The following is a 25,452-nucleotide window of genomic DNA, read 5'->3' as shown; positions in this document are numbered from 1 at the left end:
ACAACAGACATGAGCAGACCGCATACCATCGACTCATGGCCGAGCTGACCGTCGCCGGGTTGCGGACCGTGTTCGAGGTGGCCCGGCAGGGCTCGTTCAGCGGCGCGGCGACCGTGCTCGGGTACACGCAGTCGGCGGTGTCCCGGCAGGTCGCGGCCACGGAGGCGGCCGCGGGCTCGGAGCTGTTCGAGCGGTTGCCGCGCGGGGTGCGGCCGACGGCCGCCGGTGAGGTCGTCGTCCGGCGGGCGGGCCGGGTGCTCGCCGAGCTCGACGGGGCGCTCGAGGAGGTCGCCGGAGTGCGCGACCGCTTCGCCGGGAGTCTCGTGGCGTCGGGGTTCCCGACGGCGACGGCGGTGCTGCTGCCGAGGGCCGTCGCCAGGACGCGTGCCCGGCACCCTGGCCTGCGGGTCGCCCTGCAGGAGGCGGCGAGCCCGGTCCAGGTGCGACGGTTGCGTGCCGGACAGGTGGAGGTGGCGGTGGTCGCGGTGGGCGACGGGCTCCCCGCGCCGGACCTCGACGGCCTGCGTGCCGAGACGCTGCACGTCCCCCGTGGCTCGGGAGTCGCCGTCGGCCGGGCGCACCGGCTCGCCGACCGGGACGTGCTCGACGTGGAGGACCTGGTCGGCGAGACCTGGGTGGCCGGAGCGGGCCCGGCCGGCGAGCCGCAGTTCGGCGCGTGGCCGGGCCTGTCCGAGCCGCACATCGGCTACGAGGCGCGCCACTGGGCGACCCGGTTCGGGCTGGTAGCCGCCGGGCTGGCCGTCACCGTGGTGCCCGGCCTGGCCGCGGACTCGGTGCCGCGCGACGTGCGCTGGATCCCGGTGCGCAACCCGGTCGTGCCGGACCGTGCGCTGCTCGCGGTCACCGCCGGCGCGCCGTCGGGCGCCGCCTCGGCTCTCGTGCGGGCGATCCGGGAGGAGGCGGCGGCATTGGGTGCGCCCGCTACTCCTTGACCAGGCAGAACGGGTGCCCGATCGGGTCGAGGAACACCCGGAAGCTCGCCTGCGCGGGCTGGACGTCGTGCTTGCGCGCCCCGATCGCCAGCACCGCGGCCTCCCCGGCGTCGAGGTCGGGCACGACGAAGTCGACGTGCCCGCGCTGCGGGCGCACCTGCCCGGGCCACTCGGGCGGGGTGAACTCCCCCTCGGAGATCTGCTGGAACGCCAGCGTGGCGGCCGTCCCACCCGGGTCGAGCTCGACCCAGTCCGGGTCGGCGTCGGTGGGACCGCTCACCGGCCAGCCGGTGAGCGCCGAGTAGAACCGGGCGAGCTCCATCGGGTCCGGGCAGTCGAGTGCGAAGAGACGGAACATGGCGATCGGCGCATCGGTCATGGTCGCAGTGTGCCCGCGACCCCCGACAGTCACAGCTCGTCGATCGCCCGCTCGATCCGCCGCACCGACACCGGGTGCCGGGTCTTCATCGGGTGGGCGTAGAGCGAGATGCGCAGCTCCTCGACCATCCAGCCGATCTCCCGCAGCGCCGGCGACGGCTCGGTGCCCTCGGGCAGCGCGGCGAGCAGCCCGCGGTACTCGGCCTCGACCGGGGCGATCTCGGCGGTCCACCCGGCGTCGCGGGCGGGGTCGGCGCGCAGCTTCTCCAGCCGCAGCTCGCAGCCCTGCAGGTAGCGCTTCACGTCGCCGAGCCGGGTCGCCCCGGCGGTGGTGACGAAGCCCGGCGCGGTCAGCCTGCCCACGACCGCCGTCACGTCGGCGACGCCGTCGCGGGTGGCCGGGCCGCGCAGGTCCGCCAGCGCCGCACCCACCCGGTGCCACACCTCCAGCACGCCGCGGACGGCGTCGAGGACCTGCAGCGTCGTCGACGGCAGCCGCATCCGCAGCAGCTCCGCGAGCCGCGCGTACTGCGCCTCGTCGAACGGGTCGCCGCCGCCACGGACCATCAGGTGGTCGGCGGCGGCGGTGGCGCAGTCGTCGAGCAGGGCGTCGAGCGAGCCGTGCGGGTTGCGCGACAGGGCCAGCCGTGCCCGGTTGTCCAGGCCCCGCTGCACCTGCTTGCCCGGGTGGGTGGTGTTCAGGAGCAGGAGCCGCCGGGCGCCGCGGTGGTGGGCGGGGTCGCGCTCGGACGCCGTCGCGTACACCCGGACGTCGGCGCTAGTGCCGCGGTCGCGCAGGCCCGGGTAGCCGGTGACCGTGTGCGCGCCGCGCCGGATCGGCAGCTCGCGGGGGAGCTCGCCGATCGTCCACGACGTCAGCCCGGTCGCCTCGACGTCGCTGCCCGCGGCGGCCAGCTCCTCCCGCACCTTCGGGGCGAGGGCGCGGCGCAGCCGGTCCAGGTCGGTGTCGCGGGCCAGCTCGGCACCGGACTCGTCGAGCACCCGGAACGTCACCGTGAGGTGCTCGGGCAGCCGCTCCAGCTCCCAGTCCTCGCGCCGGATGTGCACGTCGCGCATCCGGCCGAGCTCGTCCTCCAGGACGTCCAGCAGCGGGCGTCGGCCGGTCTCGCCGCGGAGCCGGGCCAGCACCGCCTTCGCGTGGTCGGGGGCCGGGGAGAAGTTGCGGCGCAGGTTCCGCGGCAACGTCCGGATCAACGCGGTGACGAGCTCCTCGCGCAGCCCCGGCACCTGCCAGGTGAACGGCGTCGGGTCGACCTGGTTCAGCGCCGCCACCGGCACGTCGACGGTCACGCCGTCGGAGTGGTGGCCCGGCTCGAACGCGTAGGACAGCGGCAGCGTCAGCCCGCCCGCCTCGACGTGGTCGGGGTAGTGGTTGCGGTCGACCTGCTTCGCGGCCTCGGTCGCGAGCATCTCCTCGGTGTAGGTCAGCCGGTCCGGGGACCGCTTCGACTCCCGCTTCCACCAGCGGTCGAAGTGCGCCCCGGAGACGACGTCGGCGGGGACCCGCTCGTCGTAGAAGGCGAACAGGGTGTCCTCGTCGACGACGAGGTCGCGCCGCCGGGCCCGGTGCTCGAGCTCCTCGACGCTGTCGAGCAGCTCCCGGTTGGCGTGGAAGAACGGGTGCCGGGTGTCCCAGTCGCCCTCGACGAGAGCGTGGCGCAGGAACAGGTCGCGGCTCACCTCGGCGTCGATCCGGCCGTAGGCGACGGTGCGGTCGGCGACCAGCGGCAGCCCGTGCAGGGTGACCCGCTCGGTCGCGACGGCGCTCCCGCGCTTGCGTGACCAGCGCGGTTCCGAATAGGTCTTCTTGACAAGATGTTCGGCGAGCGGCTCGATCCAGTCCGGCTGCACCGGTGCGACGGTCCGCGCCCACAATCTCGTCGTCTCGACGAGTTCGGCGGCCATCACCCAGCGCGGAGGCTTGCGCGCCAGACCCGAGCCGGGCCAGATCGCGAACTTCGCGCCGCGGGCACCCAGGTAGTCCTTGGGGCCCCTGTGCTCCTTCTTGGCGGCAGTGCCCTTTTCCCTGCCCTTCCCCGTGCCCTTCTCGGCGAGCGGGTCCTGCATGCCGACCTGCGACAGCAGACCGGCGAGGACGGACTGGTGGATCCGGTCGGCGTGCCGCGGCCACTCGGGGTCGTGGTCGTTGACCTCCATGCCGGAGCTGCGGGCGGCCTGCCGGAGCTGGCCGTACAGGTCCCACCACTCGCGCACGCGCAGGTAGTGCAGGAAGTCCTCGCGCAGCTCGCGCCGGAACCGGCTGCCCGACAGCTCGTCGCGGCGCTGCTGCAGGTGGTCCCACAGCCGCAGGAACGCGAGGAAGTCCGAGCCGTCCTCGGCGAAGCGGCGGTGCCGCTCGTCGGCGGCCTGGCGCTGCTCGGTCGGCCGCTCGCGCGGGTCCTGCACGCTCAGCGCGGCCGCGATCACCAGGACCTCGCGCAGGCAGCCGTTGCGGTGCGCCTCGACGAGCATCCGGCCCAGCCGGGGGTCCACCGGCAGCCGCGCCAGCGACTGCCCGACGGCGGTCAGCGAGCGCCGGTCCGGACGCAGCGCGCCGAGCTCGTGCAACAGGTCCAGACCGTCGGCGACGGCGCGCCGGTCCGGCGGCTCGACGAACGGGAACTCCGAGATCTCGCCCAGGTCCAGGGCGATCATCTGCAGCACGACCGACGCCAGGTTGGTCCGCAGGATCTCCGGGTCGGTGAACTCGGGGCGGGCGTCGAAGTCGTCCTCGGCGTACAGCCGGATCGCGATGCCGTCCGAGGTGCGGCCGCAGCGACCGGAGCGTTGGTTCGCCGAGGCCTGGGAGATCTTCTCGATCGGCAGCCGCTGCACCTTGAGGCGGCGCGAGTAGCGCGAGATGCGCGCGGTCCCGGTGTCGACGACGTAGCGGACGCCGGGGACGGTCAGCGAGGTCTCGGCGACGTTGGTGGCCAGCACGACCCGGTTGCCGGCGTGCGGCGCCCACACGCGCTGCTGCTCGGCCGTCGACAGGCGGGCGTAGAGCGGCAGGATCTCGGTGTTCCGCAGGTTGCGCCGCTCCAGTGCCTCGGTGGCCTCCCGGATCTCGCGCTCACCGGGCAGGAACACCAGCACGTCGCCGGGGCCCTCGCGCTGCAGCTCGACGACGGCGTCGCCGATCGCGTCGTCCAGCTGCCGGTCGGGGTCGGCGTCCGGGTCGTCGGGGTCGACGACGGGCCGGTACCGCACCTCCACCGGGAACGTGCGCCCGGAGACCTCGACGATCGGCGCGGGCGTCGGCTCGCCGCTCTCCGAGGCCGCGCCGAAGTGCCGGGCGAAGCGCTCCGGGTCGATCGTCGCGGAGGTGATGACGACCTTGAGGTCGGGACGGCGGGGGAGCAGCCGGGTCAGGTACCCGAGGATGAAGTCGATGTTGAGGCTGCGCTCGTGCGCCTCGTCGATGATCAGCGTGTCGTAGGCCAGCAGGTCCTTGTCCCCGGCCAGCTCGGCCAGCAGGATGCCGTCGGTCATCAGCTTGACCATGGTCGAGTCGCCGACGGCGTCGGTGAACCGGACCTTCCAGCCGACCGCCCCGCCGAGCTCGACGCCCAGCTCCTCGGCGATCCGGGTGGCGACGGTGCGCGCGGCGAGCCGCCGCGGCTGGGTGTGCCCGATCATCCCGTGCACACCGCGGCCCAGCTCGAGGCAGATCTTCGGCAGCTGCGTCGTCTTCCCGGAGCCGGTCTCCCCGGCGACGATCACGACCTGGTTGTCGCGGATCGCGTCGGCGATCTCCTCGCGGCGCGCGGAGACCGGCAGCGTCGCGGGGTAGGAGATCCGCGGCAGCGCGGCGCGCCGGCGTGCGACGCGGTGCTCGGCCTTCGCGACGGCGTCGGCGACCCGCTGCTGGGCGCGCCCGTCGCGGGCCCGGTCCAGCCGGCCGCGCAGGCGCTCGGCCTCGGCCGGGCCGAGGGAGTCGAGGCGCTCGCGCAGGGCGGTGAGCTCGGCGTCGTCGAGCGGAGGGAGCGGCGGCTCGGCGTCGCTGCCCCCGCCGGTGCGGCGGCGCGGCCGGCCGGCGTCGGTCTCTGCGGCCGGGGTGGGGCCCGAGGGGTCCGGGCCGTCGCGGTCGGGGCCGCGACGGCCGGGCTGGTCGGGGCCGGGCGCCGTGACGGCAGCGCGCCGACCCCGAGGCCCGCGGCGGCGCTGCGTCGATGCACGGCGGCGCTGCTGATCGCGGGCCGGGACGCCGCGCGCGGCGCCCTCCGTCCCGGGGGCGGCCTGCGCTGCGGCGAGGTCCGATGAGGTGGTCTCGTGTGGAGGTGTGTCCTGCGGGGTGCCGGAGTTCCCGCCGCGCGGCTGGTGCTCGCCCCGGGCGCCGGGTCGGCGGCGGGGTCGGCGCGGTCGGTCGTGCGACGACGGCTGTGCGGAGGTCGGAGACGGGACGGGTTCGCTGGACATCGTTCGTTCAGTCTGCCTGCTCGCCCGGGACCGGGCGTGCGCCGACCATGGTGACCGGCCTCGCAGGCGTCGTCGAATGGATTTCGAGAAGGGGAGGTATGGGGTCCGAACCGGACGCCGGTCGCCTCGCGGCGAGTGGCGCATCGTGGCTCCAGCCGAACGGAACTCCACGGCGGCGGTTATCTGTTGCGGCCCGGGGACTCGGTTCGCCCGGCTCGGACAATCGTTGCAACGGGCGGGGGTCGCGGTTCATTCCCGCCCCGGGCGAGGAATCCCGGACGACTCCCCGTCCCCGTCGGGCTCCGCCGCGGCGAGCCGGGCCAGCAGGTCGCGCAGCCGGGTCCGGTCGGCCCCGTCAATCGGGGCGAGGAACTCGGCGGCCAGTGAGCCTTTTTCAACCTGACCAGCGAGCTTCTGCGTCAGGAGATCGCGAAGGTTGCAGCGCAACTGCTCTGACCACAGCTGCACAGGTCACCGGCTCGCCAGCTCGGCGTCTGCACCCACACAACCAGGCCCCTGAGCTGCCGGAACGGCAGGTTGAAAAAGGCTCAGTGCGCGGGCCTCGGTCGCGGCCCCGGCGGCCAGGCGTTCGCCCTCGTCGGTGAGGTGGACCAGCCGACGTCGCTGGTCGGTCTCGGACCGGGGGCGGGTCAGCCAGCCGTTGCGCTCCATCCGGCGCAGCAGCTCGGTGGTGGTGCCCTTGTCGGTCGCCGCGAGCGACCCGAGCGTGACCTGGTCGATCCCGGGCCGGCGGCGCAGCGCGTCGAGCATCGCGTACTGCGGCTTGGTCAGCTGCGGGACGCGTTGCTGCCAGGCCGCGGTGTGGGACTGCAGGACCCGGCGGAGCAGGTGGACGACCGCCTCGTCGGCAGCCGGGATGCGCTCGATCATGCGACGAGTATAGTTAGTACTCAAATAGTTAGTGTACGAACTATTTGGCGGATGGCCAGGTGCGACTCGTCGTGGGGATCACCGGCGCGAACGGCGCGATCCTCGGGATCCGTCTGCTGGAGGCGCTGCGCGAGGCCGAGGTCGACACGCATCTCGTGCTCTCCCGGTGGGCGCGGGCGACGATCGTCGAGGAGACCGGCTGGACGGTGCCCGAGGTCGAGGCGCTGGCCGGGACCGCGCATCCGTTCGGGGACCAGGCGGCGTCGATCTCGTCCGGCTCGTTCCGGACCGACGGGATGGTCGTCGTCCCCTGTTCGATGAAGACGCTCGCGCAGATCCGGCACGGGATCGCCGACGGGCTCGTCGCCCGCGCCGCCGACGTCCCGTGGGGCTGCGAGATCCTGCTGGAAGGCGTCGTCCTCGGGCGCGAGCGGCACTTCGAGGGCCCGTTCGGCGAGTTCACCGGGCACTGCTCCGGTGGCCGGCGCATGCCGCAGATCCGCATCGACCGGGTGTCCCACCGGACCACGCCCTACTTCGAGCACCTCTACATCGGCATGCCGTGGACCGAGTGCGACTACCTCATCGGGCCCAACACCTGCGTCCCGGTGCTCAAGCAGCTGCAGGCCGAGTTCCCCGAGGTGCGCGCGGTCAACGCGATGTACACCCACGGGCTGCTCGCGATCGTCTCGGTCCGCAACCGCTACGGGGGCTTCGCCAAGGCCGTCGGGATGCGGACCATGACCACCCCGCACGGCCTCGGCTACTGCAAGGTCGTGATCTGAGTCGACGACACCGTGGACCCGTTCGACCTGCCCCAGGTCATGTGGGCGCTGTCGACCAAGATGCACCCCGCGCACGACCTGGTGACCCTGCCCGACATGCCGGTGCTGCCGCTGGACCCGGGATCCGACCCGGCGGCATCACCCACAAGCTGATCATCGACGCCACCACGCCGACCGCCCCGGACGACCGCGGGCACTACTCCCAGCGCGTCGTGCCGCCCGACGACACCGCGGCCTGGGTCGAGCGTCTGGGCCGGCTCGTCGCCGGCGACCGGAAGGAGAACCGCTGATGACCTGCCCTCGCTGCTCTACCGACGGCGCCGCCGTGCTCGCGACCTCCCCGGTCCCCGGGGTGTGGACCGTGCACCGCCGCGGGCTGTGCGGCTTCGTCCGGCGCGACACCGAGCCGCCTGCGGTCCGCGCTGCCGCGCACTATCCGGACCGGTTCCGGGTCACCGCCGACGACGTGGCCGTCGCGGTCGACGTGCCGACCGTGCCGGCGCGCCGGACGTGACCCCGACCCTGATGTGGGAGGCCCGCGCCGCGGACGGCCGCCGTGACGAGCTCCTCGACCACGTGCGCGAGCGGGCCGCCGTCGCGCTGGCCGGTGCCGAGCGCCACGAGCTGTTCGTCGCCGACGGCGGGCGGGTCGTCGTGATCGCGGTCGGGGTGCCGGCCGGGACGACGCTGCCCGAGCCGCCCGGCGAGCTGCTGGCCCGGCCGCCGCACTCCCGGGGCTCCGATCGGGTCGACCCCTGACCGATCGTCAGCCGGCCGCGAGCGCCGCGAGCACCCCGTCCGTCCACGGCGTCCACGCCTCGATCGCCCACGGCCCGAAGTCGCGGTCGGTCAGGACGACGGCCGCGGCGCCCGCGTCCGGGTCGACCCACAGGAACGTGCCGGACTGCCCGAAGTGCCCGAACGTCCGCGGCGACGAGTGCTCCCCGGTCCAGTGCGGGGACTTGCCGTCGCGGATCTCCAGGCCCAGGCCCCAGTCGTTCGGTCGCTGGCGGCCGTAGCCCGGCAGCAGCCCGTCGAGACCGGGGTAGGCGACCGTGGTCGCCTCGGCGACGGTCCGCGGGTCCAGCAGCCGCGGGGCCTGCAGCTCGGCGGCGAAGCGGGTCAGGTCCTCGACGGTCGAGACGGCGCCGGAGCCGGCGGCCCCCTCCAGCCGGGTGTGCCCCATCCCGAGCGGGGTGCAGACGGCCTCGTGCAGGTACTCGGCGAACCCGATGCCGGTCGCGGCCGCGATGGCGTCGCCGAGCACGGCGAAACCGGTGTTGGAGTAGATCCGCTTCTCCCCGGGCGCGGCCTTGACCTCGTCGGTGTCGAACGCCAGGCCCGAGGTGTGCGCGATCAGGTGCCGCACCGTCGCGCCCTCCGGACCGGCCGCGTCGTCCCAGTCGACGGCGCCCTCCTCGACCGCGACGAGCGCCGCGTAGGCCGAGAGCAGCTTGGTCACCGACGCCAGCGCGAACTCGCGGTCGACGTCGCCCGCGGTGGCGAGCACCGTGCCGTCCGCGGCGACGACGGCGGCGCCCACGTGGTCGACCGGCCAGTCCAGGACCCGGCGCACCGCCGGGGCGAGCTCGGTCACGACTCGAGGTGCGGTCGGGTACGCATGACGTCCATCCTGGCAAACGGGCGGCCGTCCGGTCGCCCCGAGACCGGCCCGGGAGGACGTCGTGCCCCTGCACCACGAGGTGACCGGGTCGGGGCCGCCGCTGCTGCTGATCCAGGGCGGCGCGTCCAAGGCGGGTGCGGCGCGGATGCTCGTCGACGAGCTGGCCGTGACCCACCGGGTGCTCACCTACGACCGTCGCGGGATCGGGCGCAGCCCGGCCGACGACGGCCCGGTCCCGCTGACCGCGCACGCCGACGACGCGGCCGGGCTGCTGGCGGGCACCGGGCCCGCGGCCGTCGTGGGGGTGAGCATCGGCGCGGTGATCGGGCTGCTGCTCGCCGTCCGGCACCCGGGCCTGGTCACGACGCTCGTCGCGCACGAGCCACCGCTGCCCGGCCTGGTCCGCGACGCGGCCGTCGAGGCCGCCCTGGACCGGGTCGAGGACCTCGTCGCCCGCGACGACATCGGGGCCGCGATCCGGACGATGGCGGAGCTGACCTCCGGCGACGACCCGGTCGAGTCCGGGTACCGGCCCGAGCCGCCGTCGGGGGACCCGCAGCCCGCACTGCGCCGCTTCCTGCGCCACGACGTCCCGGCCGTGCGGGCCGCCCGGATCGACCCGGCCGACGTGACCGTCAGCGGGGTGCGGGTGGTCCCCACCGGCGGCTACGAGTCGCGCGGGCGTTGGGAGCACCGGTGCGCCGAGGCCCTGGCCGCCGGGATCGGGCGGGGCCTGGTCGAGCTGCCCGGGGGGCACAACGGCCCGGTGACCCACCCGGTCGCGGCCGCCGCCGCGCTGCGCGGGCTGGTCGGTGGCACGTGAGCGGGACGCCCCGGGCCGGCACCGTGCTGGTCGGGACATCGGGGTGGCGCTACCCGCCGTGGCGCGGCACGTTCTACCCGCCGGGACTGGTGCAGCGCCGGGAGCTGGAGTACCTGTCCCGGCAGGTCACCTCGATCGAGATCAACGGGTCGTTCTACTCGCTGCAACGCCCGGAGAACTACCGCGCGTGGGCCGAGCAGGTCCCGGCCGGGTTCGTGTTCGCGGTGAAGGGCCCGCGCTTCGTGACGCACCTGAAGCAGCTGCGCGACGTCGCGGTGCCGGTCGTGAACTTCCTCGCCTCCGGGTTGCTCGGACTGGGGCCCGCACTGGGCCCGGTGTTGTGGCAGCTGCCGCCCCGGATGCGCTTCGACGCCGACCGGGTGGCCCGCTTCCTGGAGCTGCTGCCGTCGACCACCACGGCCGCCGCCCGGGCCGCGACCGGACACGACGAGCGGCTCGACGGCCGGGCGCTCGTCGAGACCGACGCCGACCGCCCGCTGCGGCACGCGGTCGAGCCGCGGCACCCGTCGTTCCGGGACCCGGCGTTCACCGCGTTGCTGCGCGAGCACGGCGTCGCCCTGGTGCAGTCGGACTCGGCGGGCACCTGGCCGGTGTTCGACGAGGTCACCGCCGATCTCGTCTACCTGCGGCTGCACGGCCAGGGCGAGCTCTACGCCGGTGGCTACACCGCCGCGGCGCTCGACGGCTGGGCCGCCCGCATCCGGGCCTGGCGCGACGCCGGGCACGACGTCGTCTGCTACTTCGACAACGACGCGAAGGTCCACGCACCGACCGACGCCCGGGCCCTGCTCGACCGGCTCGGCTGACCTGTTCGGTCCTGTACCCGCACGGCCGAACGGCCCTGTCCTCAGATTTGTTGATAGGAGCGGACCACCTGATACGCGGGCCCCCGTCGCCGCGACAGCCGTGACGTGACCACTCCGCAGAACCGCCACGGTGCCCCGGACCTCTCCGGCCCGCCGCAGCAGCAATCCGGCCCGCACCGTGTCCCGCAGCAGTACCCGGGCCCCCAGGGCCCCGGCCACCACCGGCAGCAGTACGCGCAGGACCCGCGCGGCGCCGCGCCGCAGGGCCGGGCGCCGCACCACCAGCCCCGGCCGCAGCACTCCGGCGGGTACCCGAACCCCTACTACGACGGCAACCTCGACGTCCCCTTCGGCGGGCCGCCCTTCGGCCGCACCAACCCGGGCGGGATGCCGCAGCAGCAGGCGCCCGCCGGCGCCCGGCCCTGGGAGAGCGCGGCCCAGCGCGCCGCCGTCCCGCAGCAGCGCACCGCGGCCCCGGCCGTCGCCGCCCCGGCCGTCGCGCCGCGCAACGGCTTCGGCGTCACCGCGCTGGTGCTCGGGATCCTCGGCCTGCTGTTCTCCTTCATCCCGTTCATCGGGGTGATCGCCTGGCCGCTGGTGCTGCTGGGTCTGCTGTTCGGCGTGCTCGGTGTCGTCCGGGCGAGCCGGGGCCGGGCGGACAACCGTGGGGTCGCGATCGCGGGCACGGTGCTCTCGGCGATCGGGCTGGTCATCTGTGTCCTCTACGCCTCGGTGTTCGCCGCCGCGGTGTCCGGCCTGCCGACGACCGTGCCGACCGCGGCCGCGGCCGCGGCCGTGTCCGCACCGGAGTCCGATGCCGCCGCGTCGACGCCCGCGACCACCGGTGGTGACGTGATCACCTACGAGGTCAGCGGTTCCGGCACCGCCGGGAACATCACCTACGTCAAGGACGACACGATGGGCATGGAGCAGGTCAACGGGACCTCGCTGCCCTGGACCAAGGACGTCACCTTCGACGCGGGTGTCCTCACCTTCCAGCCGCTGTCGTTGACGGCCCAGTCCGGGTCCGGCGGGAGCGGCGAGATCTCCTGCCGCATCCTGCGCAATGGCGAGGAGATCACCTCCTCGACCAGCTCAGGTCCCTACGCGGTCGTGAGCTGCAACGGCAGCTGACCCCCACACGTACGCCGGGACGCTCCCCAGCGACGTGCTCCCGCAGTCGCTGGAGTGGTCACACACGACGAGCGTCCCGACGGACGACGAGGCCCTCCCCGGGGACGCCCGGGGAGGGCCTCCTCCCGTCCGGGCTCGGGCCGCCGTCCCTTCCGCCAGGCCCGGCACGCCGGGGCCGGCGGCAGTGCTGTCGGCGGCGGTGCCGTCAGCGGCTCGCGGCCCGCCGGTACTGCCGGCTCGCCAGCGGCGCGAACACCGCGACGATCGCGACCGACCAGATCAGCACGTAGAGCACCGGGTGCTGCAGCGGCCAGGGGTCCGAGACGGACGCGGACGCCGGGATCGCGCCGTCGTTGCCGAACAGGGACCGTGCGGCCGCGGTCACCGCGGAGACCGGGTTCCACTCGGCGAACACCCGCAGCGGGCCGGGCAGCGAGTTCAGCGGCACGAAGGTGTTCGCGAGGAACGTCAGCGGGAAGATCACGACGAACGACGCGTTGTTCACCACCTCCGGGCTCGGCACGAGCAGCCCGACGAACGCCATCACCCAGGAGAAGGCGTAGGCGAACACGATCAGCACGGCGAACCCGGCGAGCGCCTCCCCGACCGAGGTGTGGATCCGCCACCCGACCAGCAGCCCGGTCAGCGACATCACCACCAGCACGATCAGGTTGTTCACCACGTCGGAGAGGGTCCGGCCGGTCAGCACCGCCGACGACGACATCGGCAGCGACCTGAACCGCTCGATGATGCCCTTCTTGACGTCCTCGGCGAGCCCGGCGCCGGTGTTCGTGGCCCCGAAGATGACGGTCTGGGCGAAGATCCCGGCCATCAGGAACTCCCGGTACCCGGCCCCGCCGCCGGTCGGGTCGATCGCGCCGCCGAAGACGTAGGCGAACAGCAGCACGAACATGATCGGGGACAGGGTCGTGAAGACCAGCAGGTCCGGGACCCGCTTGATCTTGATCAGGTTTCGCTTCGCGACGACGGAGGCGTCGGCGAGCATGGTGGCGGCGGCGTTCACGGGGTCGGCTCCTCGGCCTGGTCCGCCTCGTCGGCGGGGCGCCCGGTCAGGGTGAGGAAGACGTCGTCGAGCGTCGGGCGGCGCAGCCCCGCGTCGTCGACCTTGGTGCCGGAGTCGGCGAGCCGGTCCAGCGCTGCGCGCAGCACGTCGACCCCGCCGCTGACCGGCATGGTCAGCGAACGGCGGTGCCGGTCGAGCACCGCCTCGCCGACGCCGAGCGGAGCCAGGTGCGCGGCGGTCGCGTCGAGGTCCGCGGCCGCGCTGACGGTCACCTCGAGCCGCTCCCCGCCGACGTGGGACTTCAGCTGGTCCGCGGTGCCGCGGGCGATGACCCGGCCGTGGTCGATGACCACGATCTCGTCGGCCAGCGCATCGGCCTCCTCCAGGTACTGGGTGGTGAGCAGCAGCGTCGTCCCGCGTGCGACGAGCCCGCGGATCACGTCCCACAGGTCGTTGCGGCTGCGCGGGTCCAGCCCGGTGGTCGGCTCGTCGAGCAGCAGCACCGGCGGGTCGGCGACGAGCGCCCCGGCCAGGTCCAGCCGGCGGCGCATCCCGCCGGAGTAGGTGCGGGCAGGCCGGTCCGCGGCGTCGGTCAGGCCGAAGTCCGCCAGCAGCTCACGGGCACGGTCCCGGGCCCGGCGGCGCCCCAGGTGGTAGAGCCGCCCGACCATCTCCAGGTTCTCGAAACCGGTCAGGTACTCGTCGACCGCGGCGTACTGCCCGGACAGGCCGATCCGGCTGCGCACCGCGGCGGGGTCGGCCAGAACGTCGACGCCGGCGACGGTGGCCGTGCCCGCGTCCGGTGTCAGCAGTGTGGTCAGCACCCGGACGACCGTGGTCTTCCCGGCGCCGTTCGGGCCCAGCAGGCCGAGCACGGTCCCCTCCGGTACCGACAGGTCCACCCCGTCGAGTGCCCGCAACGACCCATAGGTCTTGACCAGTCCCGTGGCGCGGATCGCGTCCGGCATCGTGAAGTCCCCTCGAACGACGTGAGTGGACGCCACTGTGCACCACGACCCCGACAGATTCGGCCCTGTTTCCGCTCAGCGCCCCGCGTGCGCGACCAGCATCCGGCGCCCGACCAGCATCAACGCCGCCGACACCAGCATCACGACGGCGTTGACCGTCCACGCGGTCGGGAAGCCGGCGTGGGTGGCGAGCGAGCCGAAGACGATCGGCCCGGCGAAGCCGCCGGCGTAGACGCCGACCTGCACGATCGACGTGGCCGCGGCCGGGGCGGACGGGGTGAGCCGCACGACGGCGAACTGCAGCAGGCCCGGCCACGCCCACCCGAGCCCGAACGCCAGCACCACGCCGACGACCAGCGCGGGCGTCCCCGGGACGGCGAGCAGCACGAAACCGATGGCGCCGGCCGCGAGACTCGCCGCCACCACGGCCACGTGGCCACCGGTGCGACGGTCCGCCAGCCACCCGTGCAGCAACCGCGCCGACAGGCCCACGACGCTGCCGAGGGTCAGCACCAGCCCGGCGAGACCGGGGTCGATCCCACGGTCCACCGCCGATGCGACCAGGAAGATGCCGAGCGCCGTCGCGGTCCCGGCGGCCAGCCCGGAGGCCGCGCCGATCACCGCGAGCGCGCCCGTCGCCCGGTCACCCTTCCCGGCGCGGGCCGGCGGCCGGGCGTCGGCCCGCGGGCAGGCGAACAGCGCGGCGAGGGCGAGCAGGGCGCCGATCCCGTAGGCCCAGCGCCAGCCCACCGTCAGCGCCACCGCGGGCACGGCCAGCCCGGCCAGCAGCGTCGCCGCCGGGATCGCGGCCTGCTTCACCCCGAACGACAGCCCCATCAGGTGCGCGGGCACCGAGCGCGCGAGCGTCAGGTTCGACGACAGCTGGCCCATCACGTTGCACCAGGCGCCGCAGAGCAGTAGCACGACGAGCGCGACGTAGGACCGCGCGCCCAGGCCCAGGGCCGCCATCAGCACCGCCGCCCCGACGACGGCGATCCGGCTGGTCACCCGCGACCCGAACCGCTCGACGACCATCCCGACCGGCAGCGAACACAGCGCACTGACCCCGAAGTACAGCGCCACGACCAGCCCCAGCCCGGAGGGGTCGAAGGCCAGGTCGCGCGACAGCTGCACCGCCAGGGCACCGGTGAGGAACACCGGCAGCACCGACGCCGTCGTCACGATCACCGCGCCGGTGGCGACGCGGAAGGCGGACGGTGCCGCGGTGTCCGTGTGTCCGTCGTGCCCGTTTCGGTTGCGATGCTCACGTTCAGCAACGCTAACCGATAGGCGTCATCCCTGGATGCGGGAGCTCCCGCGACCTGCCCACTCCTTCTCGCGCAGCTCGAACTTCTGGACCTTGCCGGTGGAGGTCTTGGGCAGCTCGTCGACGATCTCGACGTACTTGGGCGCCTTGTAGCGGGCGATCCTCGTCTTGACGTGGTCGACGATCTCCTGCGGCTCGGCGGACCGACCCGGCTTGAGCACGGCGAAGCCCTTGCAGACCTCGCCCCACTTCTCGTCCGGCACCCCGACGACGGCGGCCTCCAGCACCGCGTCGTGCGACACGATCGCCTGCTCGACCTCGACGGTGGAGATGTTCTCCCCACCGGAGATCACGACGTCCTTCGCGCGGTCGCGCAGCTCGACGTACCCGTCGGGGTGCACGACCCCCAGGTCCCCGGAGTGGAACCAGCCGCCCCGGAACGCCTCCGCGGTCTTCTCCTCGTCGCGGTGGTAGCCCTTCATGACGTTGTTGCCGCGCATCACGATCTCGCCCATCGTGGCGCCGTCGCGGGGGACGTCGGCCATCAGCTCGTCGACCACCCGCACCCGGTCCGCGCACACCATGCCGACGCCCTGGCGGGCCTGGAGCCGGGCGCGTTCCTCGGCGTCGAGGTCGTCCCAGGCGTGCTGGTACTGGTTCACCGCGTACGGCCCGTAGGTCTCGGTGAGTCCGTACACGTGCACGATCCGGAACCCCATCCGCTCCATCTGCAGGATCGTGGTCGGCGACGGCGGCGCCCCGGCCGTGGTGATCACCAGCCGGTAGTCCAGGGTGACGGCCTCGGGCGCGTTCATGACCGTCGTGACGACGGTCGGGGCGCCGTTGAGGTGGGTGACCCCGTGCTCGCCGATCAGCCGCCAGATGGTGTCGCCGCGGACCTCGCGCAGGCAGACGTGGGTGCCGCCGATCGCCGTCACCGCCCACGGGGTGCACCAGCCGTTGCAGTGGAACATCGGCAGCGTCCACAGGTAGACGCTGTCCGCGCTGTGCCCGGAGTGGACGATCTCGCCGAAGGAGTTCAGGTACGCACCGCGGTGGTGGTACTCGACGCCCTTCGGGTTGCCGGTCGTCCCCGAGGTGTAGTTGATCGTGATGGTGGCGCGCTCGTCGTCGACGGCCCACGGCCGCGGGGCGTCCGAGCCGCGGGCGAGCAGGTCGGCGTAGCCCAGACCGGAGCCGACGCCGTCGCCGGGCGCCGCCTGGTCGACGACGGTGACGATCTCGCGGACCGTCGCCAGCTCGTCGGCGACCGGGCGGACCGTCTCGTACAGGACGGCGTCGACGACCAGCACCGTGGCCGCCGAGTGGTCCAGGATGTAGCGGACCTCCTCGGTCGACAGGCGCGTGTTGATCGCGACCAGGACCGCGCCCGCGAGCGGCACCGCGAAGTGCGCGACGAGCAACTCCGGGACGTTCGGCAGCAGGTAGGCGACCCGGTCACCGGGCTCGACGCCCGATGCGGCGAGTGCGTTCGCCACCCGGGTCGCTTCCGCCGCGAACTCGGCATAGGTGTACCTGCGGTCGCCGTAGACGATCGCCGCGGACTCCGCGAACACCTCGGCCGAGCGGCCCAGGAAGGCCAGCGGGGTGAGCGGGGTGGTCCAGACGTCGGTCGTCGCGCCCTGTGTCACGGTCGGCTCCTTCGCAGGCGGTGCACTCGTCGTCGCGATCCTGCTCGCCGCGGGGAGTACCCGGCAACCTGCTGCTCCGACCGTCGACCGCCGGGGCTCGGTGCTGCTGCTTCGCCCCTCGACCGCCGGGGCTCAGTCCTCGATCGTGATGGCGGCCTTCGGGCAGCTCCGTGCCGCCTCCTCGACCTTCGGCCGCAGCGCCTCGGCCGGGTTCTCGTCGAGGATGTAGAGGTAGTCGTCGTCACGCACCTCGAAGACCTCCGGCGCGACACCCATGCAGACCGCGTTGCTCTCGCAGCGGTCGAAATCCACGATGACCTTCATGGCACCCATGGTGCCCCCGTCGGGTCGACGCCGCAGGACTGAGGGCCCCCTGACCTGCGGTTATGCTTCCCTTCCTCGGTCGGGAAGGCTGCAGGTCAGCGGCCGTCGCCGGTCCGGGCGGCGGTCGGCAACGGCTGCGGAGCGAGGTTCGCGCGGGCCTGCACGGGCGTCGGCGGCGGGGTGGTGTGCGGTATCCCGGTGAGGAGCGCGGTCGTCGCCCGGGTCGTCACCGGGATGCCGCCGACCGACGGCATGCGCACGTCGTCGGGTTCGAGCATCGCGGCCACACCGAGCACGACGCCGAGCGCCACCGGGGCGGCCAGTGCCGCGAGTCGCAGTCGCGCCGAGTCCACGCACACCTCCACGTCGACGACCGCGCGGAAGGAGGCCGGGGAGCGGCAGCGGCCGTCGACCAACCATCGGGACGCGGCCGCCCGCCGTTACCGCCATCGGGTGATCCGGGTCAAGCGGAACGCCTCCGGACCACCCGATGGAGAGCGCTCACTCCCTGCGCAGCACCGGACGCAGCGTGTCCAGCACCGACGCGTCGTCGATGGTGGAGGGCACCGGCTCCTCGACGCCGTCGGCGATCCCGCGCATCGTCTTGCGGAGGATCTTGCCGGAGCGGGTCTTGGGCAGGGCCGGGACGACCGCGACGTCCTTGAGGGAGGCGACCGCACCGATCTGGTCGCGCACCATCTGCACGAGCTCGGTGCGCAGGCCGTCCTCGTAGTCCTCGGCGTCGCTGTCGACGCCGGACTTCAGCACCACGAACCCGCGCGGGATCTGGCCCTTCATGGTGTCCGCGACGCCGATCACCGCGCACTCCGCGACGTCCGGGTGTGCGGCCAGGACCTCCTCCATCCCGCCGGTGGACAGACGGTGGCCCGCGACGTTGATGACGTCGTCGGTGCGGCCCATGACGAAGACGTAGCCGTCGGCGTCGAGGTGGCCGCCGTCGCCGGTGAGGTAGTAGCCCTCGAACGCCGACATGTAGGAGCTGACGTAGCGCTCGTCGTCGTTCCACAGGGTCGGGAACGCGCCGGGCGGCAGCGGCAGCTTCGCCACGATCGCGCCGTCGACACCGGGCTCGGCCGGGTTGCCCCGCTCGTCGAGGACCTGGACGTCCCAGCCGGGCATGGCACGGGTCGGGGAGCCGGGCTTGATCTCCAGCAGCTCGATGCCCGCCGGGTTGGCCGCGATCGGCCAGCCGGTCTCGGTCTGCCACCAGTGGTCGATGACCGGGATGTCGAGCAGCTCCGAGGCCCAGCGCAGGGTCTCGGGGTCGAGCCGCTCCCCGGCGAGGAACAGGTACTGCAGCGACGAGACGTCGTACTGCCCGAGGAACTCGCCCTTCGGGTCCTCCTTCTTGATCGCCCGGAACGCCGTGGGCGCGGTGAAGACCGACTTCACCCCGTTCTCCTGGACGACCCGCCAGAACTGGCCGGCGTCCGGTGTGCCGACGGGCTTGCCCTCGTAGAGCACGGTCGTCGCCCCGGCCAGCAGCGGCGCGTAGACGATGTAGGAGTGGCCGACGACCCAGCCGACGTCGGACGCGGTGAAGATCGTCTCGCCGGGGCCGACGTCGTAGATGTTGGGCATCGACCAGGCCAGGGCGACGGCGTAGCCGCCGGAGTCGCGCACCACACCCTTCGGCTTGCCGGTGGTGCCGGAGGTGTAGAGCACGTAGAGCGGGTCGGTGGCCTTCACCGGGACCGGGTCGGCGGGCGTGGCGCGGGCGACGGCCTCGGCCCAGTCGACGTCGGTCGGGCCCATCGTGGCCGTGGCCTGCTCGCGCTGCAGGATCACCGTCGAGTCGGGCTTGCGGTCGGACAGCTCGATGGCCCGGTCGAGCAGCGGCTTGTACTCGATGACGCGCTTGCCCTCGATGCCGCAGGACGCCGAGACGACGACCTTGGGCCCGGCGTCGTCGATCCGGACGGCGAGCTCCTTGGCGGCGAACCCGCCGAAGACCACCGAGTGGACGGCGCCGAGGCGGGCGCAGGCGAGCATCGCGATCGCGGCCTCGGGAACCATCGGCATGTAGACGACGACCCGGTCGCCATGTCCCACGCCCTGGTCGCGCAGCACGCCCGCGAACAGCGCGACCTCGTCGCGCAGCTCCGCGTAGGTGTAGGTGCGCCGCGACCCGGTGACCGGCGAGTCGTAGACCAGCGCGGTGCGGTCGCCGTTCCCGGCGTCGACGTGCCGGTCGAGGGCGTTGCGCGCGACGTTCAGCTCCCCGTCGGGGAACCAGCGGTAGAACGGCGGTTTCGACTCGTCGAGTGCGCGGGTCGGGGCGACGTCCCAGTCGATCCCGTCGGCCGCGCGGAGCCAGAAGCCCTCACGGTCGTCCACACTGGAACGGAAGATCTCCTCGTAGGCGGTCACCGTCGTCCTCTTCCCCTGGGGATCCCGGCGGCCCACGGTGGCCGCCCCTCGTGTCGCCGACGACCCTAGGACGGGGCACCGACAGTGCGCAGCCCTCGCCCGGCAGGACCGATCCCGAGGGGAGGCCGCTCGCCGACCACGGAGCGCCGATCGTCGCAGTGTGACCGGCCGGATCCGTAACGTGATCGGGTGACGGCTCGACACAGCGCGTGGGACACCCGTCCGATCCGCGGGCGGGGCGCGTGGAGGAGAGGCGGTGCCGGTGCGGCCCGACGACGGTGCGGTCCGGTGGCGTGGCAGGCGGGGTCCCGCCGGTGCGGCGGTGCTCGGCACACTGCTCGCCGGGCTCGTGGCCGCGGGCTGCGCCCCGGTCCCGTCGGTCGTCCCGGCGGCGGCCGCGGCGACGACGTGCACCCCCGGCTGGACGGCCGCCTGGCACGCCGCGCAGCAGGCCGTCCCCGGCGACAGCCTCGCGGGCCGGACGCTGCGGATGGTGGTGCGGCCCGGCGCGGCGGGGGAGGAGCTGCGGCTGCGGCTGTCCAACCGGCACGGCGACGGTCCGCTGCGGATCGCGGCGATGACCGTCGGCACCGCCGGCCCGGGCGCCGCGGTGACCCGGCCGGTCCCGCTGACCGTCGGCGGTGCCCCCGTGGCCGACGTCCCGGCGGGTGCCGAGGTGCTGACGGATCCCGCACCGGTCGTCGCCGCGACGGGCGTGCCGCTGACGGTGAGCCTGTTCCTCGCCGGGGTGCCGCGCACGATCGGCTCGCACCCGGTCGCGATGCGCACCGCGTGGCTGTCCGGGCCGGGTGACCACACCGCGGCGCCGGACGCGGCGGGCTTCGACACGACCCTGCAGTCCTGGCCGGTGCTGACCGGGCTGGAGGTCCTGGCGCCCCGCCCGGACGGCGCCGTCCTCGTGATCGGGGACTCCCTCGTCGACGGCGTGGGCTCCACCCCCGGCGGCGACGACCGCTTCCCCGACCAGCTCGCCGCCCGGCTGTCCGCTGCGGGCGGTGACCGGCCGATGACCGTGCTGAACGCGGGACTGTCGCGCAACCAGCTGCTGCAGGACGACCCGCCGGCCGGTGGTGACGCGCCGTCGACCCGCTGGGACGACGACGTGGCCGCCGTCCCCGGCGTGCGCGACGTGGTCCTGCTCGTCGGCACCAACGACCTCGCCGCCGGCGCGGCCGGCGGTGACCTCGTCGCCGGGCTGCAGGGCTTCGCCCAGCGGGCCCGCGCCGCGGGGCTGCGCGTGTTCCTCACCACCATCCCGCCGTCGGCCAGCGGCGGTCGCGCCACCCCGACGGCCGTCGCGGCCCGGGACGAGGTGAACGGCTGGCTCCGTTCGGACGGCCGCCGCTGGGCCGACGGGGTGATCGATGCGGCCGCCGCACTGGGCGACCCGGGTGACCCGCTCCGGCTCCGACCCGACCTGGACTCCGGCGACGGGCTCCACCCGTCGCCCGCCGGCTACCGGGCGCTGGCGGCATCCGTGCCGGTCGGGGAGCTGTCCGGCAGCCCCTGTCGGGTCTCGCCGGATCGCTGAGCCGCACCCGCCCCGCACAGCGCTGGGTGACCGGCCGTCACCCGGGAAGGGGCGTGCAGGGTCCCCGCACGATGGGTAGCGTCTTGGTCACGGCCACAACACGTGGCGGTACCGACGGACACCGGCACGCGGCGCGTCCCACGGACGGGCCCGGAGCGGGTCCTGGCGGCCTACGGGGAGGCCTCGTGACCATCGGCGCGAAGCGCGGCATCGACGACGACACCAGTTCCATTCCGGCGCCGCGGAACGCGGCCGACGCCTTCAAGGTCTCCGACGACCAGGTGCAGCGCGCCCGGCTCGTCGTCGCCCGGAACTCGGGCGACTCCGACGACCTGCGCGAGCTGCTCGACATGCTGGGGCTGATCTCCGGCAACCCGGAACAGCCGCCACCCGTGGCCCGCTGACCTGCGGCGACGCCGGAACCGGGGGGTGGTTGCAGGGTCCCCCGGACCGGTGTCGTAAGGTTTACTCACTCCCAACGGACAGCCGTTGAGGGAAGGTCGAGGCCCACGGGCCTGGTCCCAGCCCCCATCGTCTAGCGGCCTAGGACTCCGCCCTTTCAAGGCGGCAGCGCGGGTTCGAATCCCGTTGGGGGTGCCGCGAGAGGTGTCGGTTACGACTCCTCTCGCGAGAGCAAGGCCCAGTGGCGCAGTTGGTTAGCGCGTCGCCCTGTCACGGCGAAGGTCGCGGGTTCGAGTCCCGTCTGGGTCGCTCCACTCTCTGGGTCTCCGGTTCACCGGAGACCGGGGCCAGGTAGCTCAGTTGGTACGAGCGTCCGCCTGAAAAGCGGAAGGTCGGCGGTTCGACCCCGCCCCTGGCCACAGTCCTGATCCCCCGCACAGCCGGTCGGTAGCCACCGACCGGCTCTCGTGCGTCCGGGGTCGGTTCCGGTCATGATCGGCCGATGAGCGCCCACCCGCACGACATCACCGTCCCCGGCCCGCCCCGGCTGGAGGAGATCTCCGACGGGCTCTTCGCCTACGTCCAGCCGGACGGCACCTGGTGGATCAACAACGCGGGCCTCCTCGTCGGGCCGCAGGGCGCCGTCGCCGTCGACTCCTGTTTCACCGAGCGCCGGACCCGGGCCTTCGCTGCCGCGATCGGCGAGGTCACCGACCGGCCGGTCCGCACGCTGGTCAACACCCACCACCATGGCGACCACACGTGGGGCAACGCCCTGTTCTCCGGCGCGACGGTCGTCGCACACGAGCGGGCACGCACGGAGATGATCGCCTTCGGCCCGCCCCGGGACCTGCCGTTCTGGGACCACGGCGACTGGGGCTCGCTCCCGCTGGACCCGCCGTTCCTCACCTTCACCGACCGCATCGCGCTGCACCTGGGGGACCTGCGGGCCGACGTCCTCCACGTCGGGACGCCCGCCCACACCACCAACGACGTCCTCGTGCACGTGCCCGAGCGGTCGGTCCTCTACTGCGGTGACCTGGTCTTCAACGGCGGCACGCCGTTCCTACTGATGGGCTCGGTGACCGGCGCGATCGACGTCCTGGAGCAGGTGGTGCTCCCGCTCGGGGCCGCGACGACGGTGCCCGGCCACGGGCCGGTGTTCCAGGGCGACGGGCCGGTCCGGGACACGCTCGACTACCTGCGGTTCGTCCTCGACCTGGCCGAGCGCGCCCGCGACGCCGGCATCCGCCCGCTGGAGGCCACCCGCGACACCGACCTCGGCCGGTTCACCGACTGGCCGGACGCCGAGCGCATCGTCGGGAACCTGCACCGTGCCTACGCCGAGCTCGACGGCGCCGAGCGCGGCGCCCCGATCGACATCACGGCCGCGCTCGCCGAGATGGTCGAGTACAACGGCGGGCGCCCGCTCACCTGCCTGGCGTGAGCACCGGTCGCCGCTCCCGCAGCGCGACGACGGCACCGGCGACCACCAGGACCGTCAGCACCCCGGCCGCGGCGACGGTGAGCGCGTCCGGGGCGACGAGCGGCTGTCCGCGCAGGGCCTGCCAGGTCAGCAGGGCGAGCAGGCCGGTGTAGCCGGCGGCGGCCGTCGTCATCAGGTCGCGGCGCACCCGTGGGTCGGCCAGCCGCCCCATCCGCCCGGCGGCCAGCTCGAACGCGATCAGCAGCAGTGGCAGCAGTTGCAGCGCGTGCATCCCGACGAAGTGCGGGACGCGCAGGTCACCGCCCAGCGTGCTCCACCCGACCAGCGGCAGGCCCGGGCCGCCGTCGGGGACGCCGACGGTGTGCGCTCCGGCGATCCCACGGAAGTCGGCGAGCTGGTCCGGGGTCGGTGACGTCATCAGGAAGCCGAGCGCCATCCCGACCAGCGCGAGCACCGCCCCGGCGCGGATCGCGACGGTGCGGGCGGGGTCGAGGTCGCGCACCGCGAACAGGCCGGCGGCGACCCACAACGTCGCCAGCCAGGCGAGGACGATCGAGATCCCCATGGTGGCCCACAGGCCCGCGTCGAGCGGCGAGGCGTAGTTGAAGTGGCTGGTCGTGCCCCGCCCGGCCTGGACGGCGATGACGACCATCTCCACCGCGAGGGCCGCCGCCGCGACCGCGCCCGCGAGGAACGCGCCGCGGGTCCGGCCGCGCCGGGAGCGCAGCTGGTCGTACAGCCAGGCCCAGGTCAGGCAGAAGATCGCGATGGAGACGGCGAACTTGGTGGGCTTGAGCCACACCGGCGCGCCGAGCACCTCACGCGGGTCGACGAGGCTGCCCAGGACGCCGAGCGGCGCGGCCGCGGAGCAGACGAGACCGACGACCATCAACGGACGGTGCCACGCGACGATGCCGCTCATGTGGATACGATAACTATCGGATACTGATGCTGTCCATCTGGATCAGGTGGAACCGAGTGCGGCCCGCATCCGTTGTCCACCCGTGTCCGTGATCGTCGACCGAGCCCTGCGTACCGCCGTCACCGTGCTGCCGCGGCGGTGGCGGACCGACCGGCGCTCCGCCCTGGTCGGGCTGTCCGCGCTGCGCCCGCACCTCGGCGTCGCAGGACTGGGGGGCGCGGGTCTCCTGCGGATCGCCGGGTTGCGCCGCACCGCGACGGCGGTGGGCCTGGCCGGCGCCGCGGCCGCCGCTCCCGCGCTGCGACGGGTGCTGCCGCGCCCGGCCGGCCCGCTGCCGGACGGGCCCGAGCTGACCGTGCTCGTCGCGAACGTGCTGCTGGGGCGGGCCGACACCGGTGCGCTCGCCGCGACGGTGACGCGGGAGCGGCCGGACGTCGTCGTCCTGCCCGAGGCGGGCGTCTCCTACCTCGACCGGCTCCTGCCCCTGCTCGCCGGCTACCGCGGCTGGTCGTCGGTCCCGAGCGGCGTCCCGGACCAGCGCGGCACTGTGGTGCTGGCCGCGCCGAGGGCCGGGGACGTGGACGTCCGGCCCGGGGAGGGCATGCGGCTGCCGCACCTGGAGGTCACCGGCGGGCTGCTCGGCGCCCGGACGCTGTACGCGGTGCACACCTCCGCGCCGACGAACCCGCGGTGGACCGAGCTGTGGACCGGTGAGCTCGCGCTGGTCGGGGAGTGGACCCGCACCCGGCCGGCGCCGATCGTGGCCGGGGACCTCAACGCCGTCGTCGACCACCGGCGGCTGCGCGACGCGTCCGGGGGCTGCGTCGACGCCACCGACGGCACCGGGCGGGGGCTCGTGGCGACCTTCCCGTCGTCGCTGCCGCGCTGGGCCGGGATCCGCATCGACCACGTGCTCGTGCCCCGCGGGTCGGTGACCCGCCGTCACGTCGTCCTCGACACCCCGGGCAGCGACCACCGCGCGGTGCTGGTGACGGTGCGGCTGCCCGACGCTCAGGAACCGTCGCGGTAGAGCTGCGCGGAGCGGCTCTCCTGGGCGATGCGGCGCAGGGCCGCGAGCAGGGCGTCGCCGAGGACGGTGCCGATCAGCGCGGTCTCCGCGGCCTCCTCACGGCCGGTGGTCCGCCCGATCGCGGCCATGTCGCCCTCCGCGGCGCGGTCGGCGGCCTCGGCCCACGCCCGCAGCGTGGTGTCGCCGGGAGCCAGGCCCAGCTCGCGCATCCGGGCCAGCACCGACCGGGCCCCGGCCAGGGCGGGTGCTCCGTGCTCGACCTGCCAGTCCACGTGGGTCATCGCCTGCTCCAGGTCCGCCTCCGCCTCGTCGAGCGAGCCGGACGCCCCGACGTCGCCGGTGATCGCGTAGACCGTCCGGCCGAGCATGGCGTGCAGGCTGACCGCGGGGTCGTCGACGGCCGACAGCACCTCGCGGACGTTGGCGATCGGCAGCCCGCCGACCTCGACGAGTGCCCGGATCAGGCGGAGCCGGCGCAGGTGGGTGTCGTCGTAGCGAGCCTGGTTCGGTGACGTCGTCTCGCCGCGGGGGAGCAGGCCCTCGCGCAGGTAGTACTTGATCGTCGCGACGGGGACGCCGGACGACCGGGACAGATCCGAGACTCGCACCTGCGAGACT

The 25,452-nt window shown here is 74.0% G+C and carries 24 protein-coding genes, 3 tRNA genes and 1 pseudogene; 14 read left to right on the top strand and 14 right to left on the bottom strand.

What is annotated here, in order from left to right; translation table 11 throughout:
- The first annotated feature begins 35 nt into the window (after positions 1-35).
- A complete protein-coding gene (locus XF36_RS22535; RefSeq protein WP_020626315.1) occupies positions 36-953 on the top strand; it encodes a LysR family transcriptional regulator in 918 nt (305 codons plus the stop codon).
- On the opposite strand, the gene XF36_RS22530 is transcribed toward XF36_RS22535, so the two are convergent.
- The 4 genes from XF36_RS22530 to XF36_RS22515 form a co-directional block, all read right to left on the bottom strand.
- Positions 943-1,332: a VOC family protein gene (locus tag XF36_RS22530; protein ID WP_060713509.1), complete on the bottom strand. Its 390-nt coding sequence runs from the start codon at positions 1,330-1,332 to the stop codon at positions 943-945. The genes XF36_RS22535 and XF36_RS22530 overlap by 11 nt on opposite strands.
- 29 nt (positions 1,333-1,361) lie before the next feature.
- On the bottom strand, positions 1,362-5,771 hold the full coding sequence (hrpA, locus tag XF36_RS22525; RefSeq protein ID WP_082375591.1) for an ATP-dependent RNA helicase HrpA: 4,410 nt from the start codon (positions 5,769-5,771) through the stop codon (positions 1,362-1,364).
- Between the two features lie 249 nt (positions 5,772-6,020).
- Positions 6,021-6,218 carry a hypothetical protein gene (locus XF36_RS22520; protein ID WP_145981467.1) on the bottom strand — a complete coding sequence of 66 codons (198 nt, stop codon included), beginning with the start codon at positions 6,216-6,218 and terminating at the stop codon, positions 6,021-6,023.
- 24 nt (positions 6,219-6,242) lie between these two features.
- On the bottom strand, positions 6,243-6,662 hold the full coding sequence (locus XF36_RS22515) for a MarR family winged helix-turn-helix transcriptional regulator (protein ID WP_060713507.1): 420 nt from the start codon (positions 6,660-6,662) through the stop codon (positions 6,243-6,245).
- Between the two features lie 59 nt (positions 6,663-6,721).
- Here XF36_RS22515 and XF36_RS35005 point away from each other — a divergent pair.
- From XF36_RS35005 to XF36_RS22500, 3 genes and pseudogenes are all read left to right on the top strand, one after another.
- Positions 6,722-7,600: pseudogene (locus XF36_RS35005) on the top strand (UbiX family flavin prenyltransferase).
- 136 nt (positions 7,601-7,736) lie between these two features.
- Positions 7,737-7,961 carry a non-oxidative hydroxyarylic acid decarboxylases subunit D gene (locus XF36_RS22505; protein ID WP_064485485.1) on the top strand — a complete coding sequence of 75 codons (225 nt, stop codon included), beginning with the start codon at positions 7,737-7,739 and terminating at the stop codon, positions 7,959-7,961.
- Positions 7,958-8,206 (top strand): hypothetical protein, encoded by a 249-nt coding sequence (locus XF36_RS22500; RefSeq protein WP_064485484.1) that lies wholly within the window; start codon positions 7,958-7,960, stop codon positions 8,204-8,206. Before XF36_RS22505 ends, XF36_RS22500 begins: the two co-directional genes overlap by 4 nt.
- Before the next feature lie 7 nt (positions 8,207-8,213).
- Here the strand turns inward: XF36_RS22500 and XF36_RS22495 are convergent, their stop codons facing one another.
- Positions 8,214-9,044, bottom strand: coding sequence for a serine hydrolase domain-containing protein (locus XF36_RS22495; protein ID WP_060713505.1), 831 nt, complete (start codon positions 9,042-9,044; stop codon positions 8,214-8,216).
- An 88-nt stretch (positions 9,045-9,132) separates the two neighbouring features.
- Between XF36_RS22495 and XF36_RS22490 the strand changes: the two genes are divergently transcribed.
- The 3 genes from XF36_RS22490 to XF36_RS22480 all read left to right on the top strand — a co-directional run bounded on the left by XF36_RS22490 (position 9,133) and on the right by XF36_RS22480 (position 11,855).
- The gene (locus XF36_RS22490; protein ID WP_060713504.1) at positions 9,133-9,894 is read left to right on the top strand and encodes an alpha/beta fold hydrolase; all 762 of its coding nucleotides are present in this window, start codon (positions 9,133-9,135) and stop codon (positions 9,892-9,894) included.
- Positions 9,891-10,721, top strand: a complete 831-nt coding sequence (locus XF36_RS22485) for a DUF72 domain-containing protein (RefSeq protein ID WP_060713503.1) — start codon at positions 9,891-9,893, stop codon at positions 10,719-10,721. Before XF36_RS22490 ends, XF36_RS22485 begins: the two co-directional genes overlap by 4 nt.
- 105 nt (positions 10,722-10,826) lie before the next feature.
- Entirely contained in the window at positions 10,827-11,855 is a 1,029-nt protein-coding gene (locus XF36_RS22480; RefSeq protein ID WP_060713502.1) for an MmpS family transport accessory protein, read from the top strand.
- A 205-nt stretch (positions 11,856-12,060) separates the two neighbouring features.
- On the opposite strand, the gene XF36_RS22475 is transcribed toward XF36_RS22480, so the two are convergent.
- The 7 genes from XF36_RS22475 to XF36_RS22445 all read right to left on the bottom strand — a co-directional run bounded on the left by XF36_RS22475 (position 12,061) and on the right by XF36_RS22445 (position 19,481).
- Positions 12,061-12,879, bottom strand: coding sequence for an ABC transporter permease (locus XF36_RS22475; protein ID WP_414706205.1), 819 nt, complete (start codon positions 12,877-12,879; stop codon positions 12,061-12,063).
- Positions 12,876-13,847 (bottom strand): ATP-binding cassette domain-containing protein, encoded by a 972-nt coding sequence (locus XF36_RS22470; protein WP_060713501.1) that lies wholly within the window; start codon positions 13,845-13,847, stop codon positions 12,876-12,878. The genes XF36_RS22475 and XF36_RS22470 overlap by 4 nt, the downstream gene beginning before the upstream one ends.
- A gap of 75 nt (positions 13,848-13,922) precedes the next feature.
- On the bottom strand, positions 13,923-15,029 hold the full coding sequence (locus XF36_RS22465; RefSeq protein ID WP_238588987.1) for an MFS transporter: 1,107 nt from the start codon (positions 15,027-15,029) through the stop codon (positions 13,923-13,925).
- Between the two features lie 111 nt (positions 15,030-15,140).
- Positions 15,141-16,766 (bottom strand): acyl--CoA ligase family protein, encoded by a 1,626-nt coding sequence (locus XF36_RS22460; RefSeq protein WP_060713499.1) that lies wholly within the window; start codon positions 16,764-16,766, stop codon positions 15,141-15,143.
- 132 nt (positions 16,767-16,898) lie between these two features.
- The gene (locus tag XF36_RS22455) at positions 16,899-17,090 is read right to left on the bottom strand and encodes a ferredoxin (RefSeq protein ID WP_043276655.1); all 192 of its coding nucleotides are present in this window, start codon (positions 17,088-17,090) and stop codon (positions 16,899-16,901) included.
- Positions 17,091-17,185: 95 nt separating this feature from the next.
- A complete protein-coding gene (locus XF36_RS22450; RefSeq protein WP_145981466.1) occupies positions 17,186-17,443 on the bottom strand; it encodes a hypothetical protein in 258 nt (85 codons plus the stop codon).
- Positions 17,444-17,591: 148 nt separating this feature from the next.
- Positions 17,592-19,481, bottom strand: coding sequence for a propionyl-CoA synthetase (locus XF36_RS22445; RefSeq protein ID WP_060713497.1), 1,890 nt, complete (start codon positions 19,479-19,481; stop codon positions 17,592-17,594).
- Positions 19,482-19,737: 256 nt separating this feature from the next.
- On the opposite strand from XF36_RS22445, the gene XF36_RS22440 reads away from it, so the two are divergent.
- The 6 genes from XF36_RS22440 to XF36_RS22415 all read left to right on the top strand — a co-directional run bounded on the left by XF36_RS22440 (position 19,738) and on the right by XF36_RS22415 (position 22,882).
- A complete protein-coding gene (locus XF36_RS22440) occupies positions 19,738-21,033 on the top strand; it encodes a GDSL-type esterase/lipase family protein (RefSeq protein ID WP_060713496.1) in 1,296 nt (431 codons plus the stop codon).
- Positions 21,034-21,218: 185 nt separating this feature from the next.
- Positions 21,219-21,437, top strand: a complete 219-nt coding sequence (locus tag XF36_RS32655; RefSeq protein ID WP_060713495.1) for a hypothetical protein — start codon at positions 21,219-21,221, stop codon at positions 21,435-21,437.
- A 120-nt stretch (positions 21,438-21,557) separates the two neighbouring features.
- A tRNA-Glu gene (locus XF36_RS22430) sits at positions 21,558-21,630 on the top strand.
- 40 nt (positions 21,631-21,670) lie between these two features.
- Positions 21,671-21,744: transfer RNA gene (locus XF36_RS22425), tRNA-Asp, on the top strand.
- A gap of 36 nt (positions 21,745-21,780) precedes the next feature.
- A tRNA-Phe gene (locus XF36_RS22420) sits at positions 21,781-21,854 on the top strand.
- An 83-nt stretch (positions 21,855-21,937) separates the two neighbouring features.
- Positions 21,938-22,882, top strand: coding sequence for an MBL fold metallo-hydrolase (locus XF36_RS22415; RefSeq protein WP_060713494.1), 945 nt, complete (start codon positions 21,938-21,940; stop codon positions 22,880-22,882).
- Here the strand turns inward: XF36_RS22415 and XF36_RS22410 are convergent.
- Positions 22,866-23,804 carry a hypothetical protein gene (locus XF36_RS22410; protein ID WP_060713493.1) on the bottom strand — a complete coding sequence of 313 codons (939 nt, stop codon included), beginning with the start codon at positions 23,802-23,804 and terminating at the stop codon, positions 22,866-22,868. The genes XF36_RS22415 and XF36_RS22410 overlap by 17 nt on opposite strands.
- Positions 23,805-23,892: 88 nt before the next feature.
- On the opposite strand from XF36_RS22410, the gene XF36_RS22405 reads away from it, so the two are divergent.
- Positions 23,893-24,834, top strand: a complete 942-nt coding sequence (locus XF36_RS22405; protein WP_168169556.1) for an endonuclease/exonuclease/phosphatase family protein — start codon at positions 23,893-23,895, stop codon at positions 24,832-24,834.
- Here the strand turns inward: XF36_RS22405 and XF36_RS22400 are convergent.
- Positions 24,816-25,442 (bottom strand): MerR family transcriptional regulator, encoded by a 627-nt coding sequence (locus XF36_RS22400; protein WP_060713491.1) that lies wholly within the window; start codon positions 25,440-25,442, stop codon positions 24,816-24,818. The two genes, XF36_RS22405 and XF36_RS22400, sit on opposite strands and share 19 nt — an antisense overlap.
- Positions 25,443-25,452: the final 10 nt, after the last annotated feature.

Origin of the sequence: Pseudonocardia sp. HH130629-09, from assembly GCF_001294645.1 — a bacterium.
In the GTDB taxonomy this organism is placed as follows: domain Bacteria; phylum Actinomycetota; class Actinomycetes; order Mycobacteriales; family Pseudonocardiaceae; genus Pseudonocardia.
The sequence above is the reverse complement of the archived record's forward strand: the minus strand, read 5'-3'. Positions and strand labels throughout refer to the sequence as shown.

Coding starts and splice junctions, on each gene's coding strand:
- XF36_RS22535 (WP_020626315.1), top strand. CDS start 36: ATGGCCGAGCTGACCGTCGCCGGGTTGCGGACCGTGTTCGAGGTGGCC.
- XF36_RS22530 (WP_060713509.1), bottom strand. CDS start 1,332: ATGACCGATGCGCCGATCGCCATGTTCCGTCTCTTCGCACTCGACTGC.
- hrpA (WP_082375591.1), bottom strand. CDS start 5,771: ATGTCCAGCGAACCCGTCCCGTCTCCGACCTCCGCACAGCCGTCGTCG.
- XF36_RS22515 (WP_060713507.1), bottom strand. CDS start 6,662: ATGATCGAGCGCATCCCGGCTGCCGACGAGGCGGTCGTCCACCTGCTC.
- XF36_RS22505 (WP_064485485.1), top strand. CDS start 7,737: ATGACCTGCCCTCGCTGCTCTACCGACGGCGCCGCCGTGCTCGCGACC.
- XF36_RS22470 (WP_060713501.1), bottom strand. CDS start 13,847: ATGCCGGACGCGATCCGCGCCACGGGACTGGTCAAGACCTATGGGTCG.
- XF36_RS22455 (WP_043276655.1), bottom strand. CDS start 17,090: ATGAAGGTCATCGTGGATTTCGACCGCTGCGAGAGCAACGCGGTCTGC.
- XF36_RS22415 (WP_060713494.1), top strand. CDS start 21,938: ATGAGCGCCCACCCGCACGACATCACCGTCCCCGGCCCGCCCCGGCTG.
- XF36_RS22410 (WP_060713493.1), bottom strand. CDS start 23,804: ATGAGCGGCATCGTCGCGTGGCACCGTCCGTTGATGGTCGTCGGTCTC.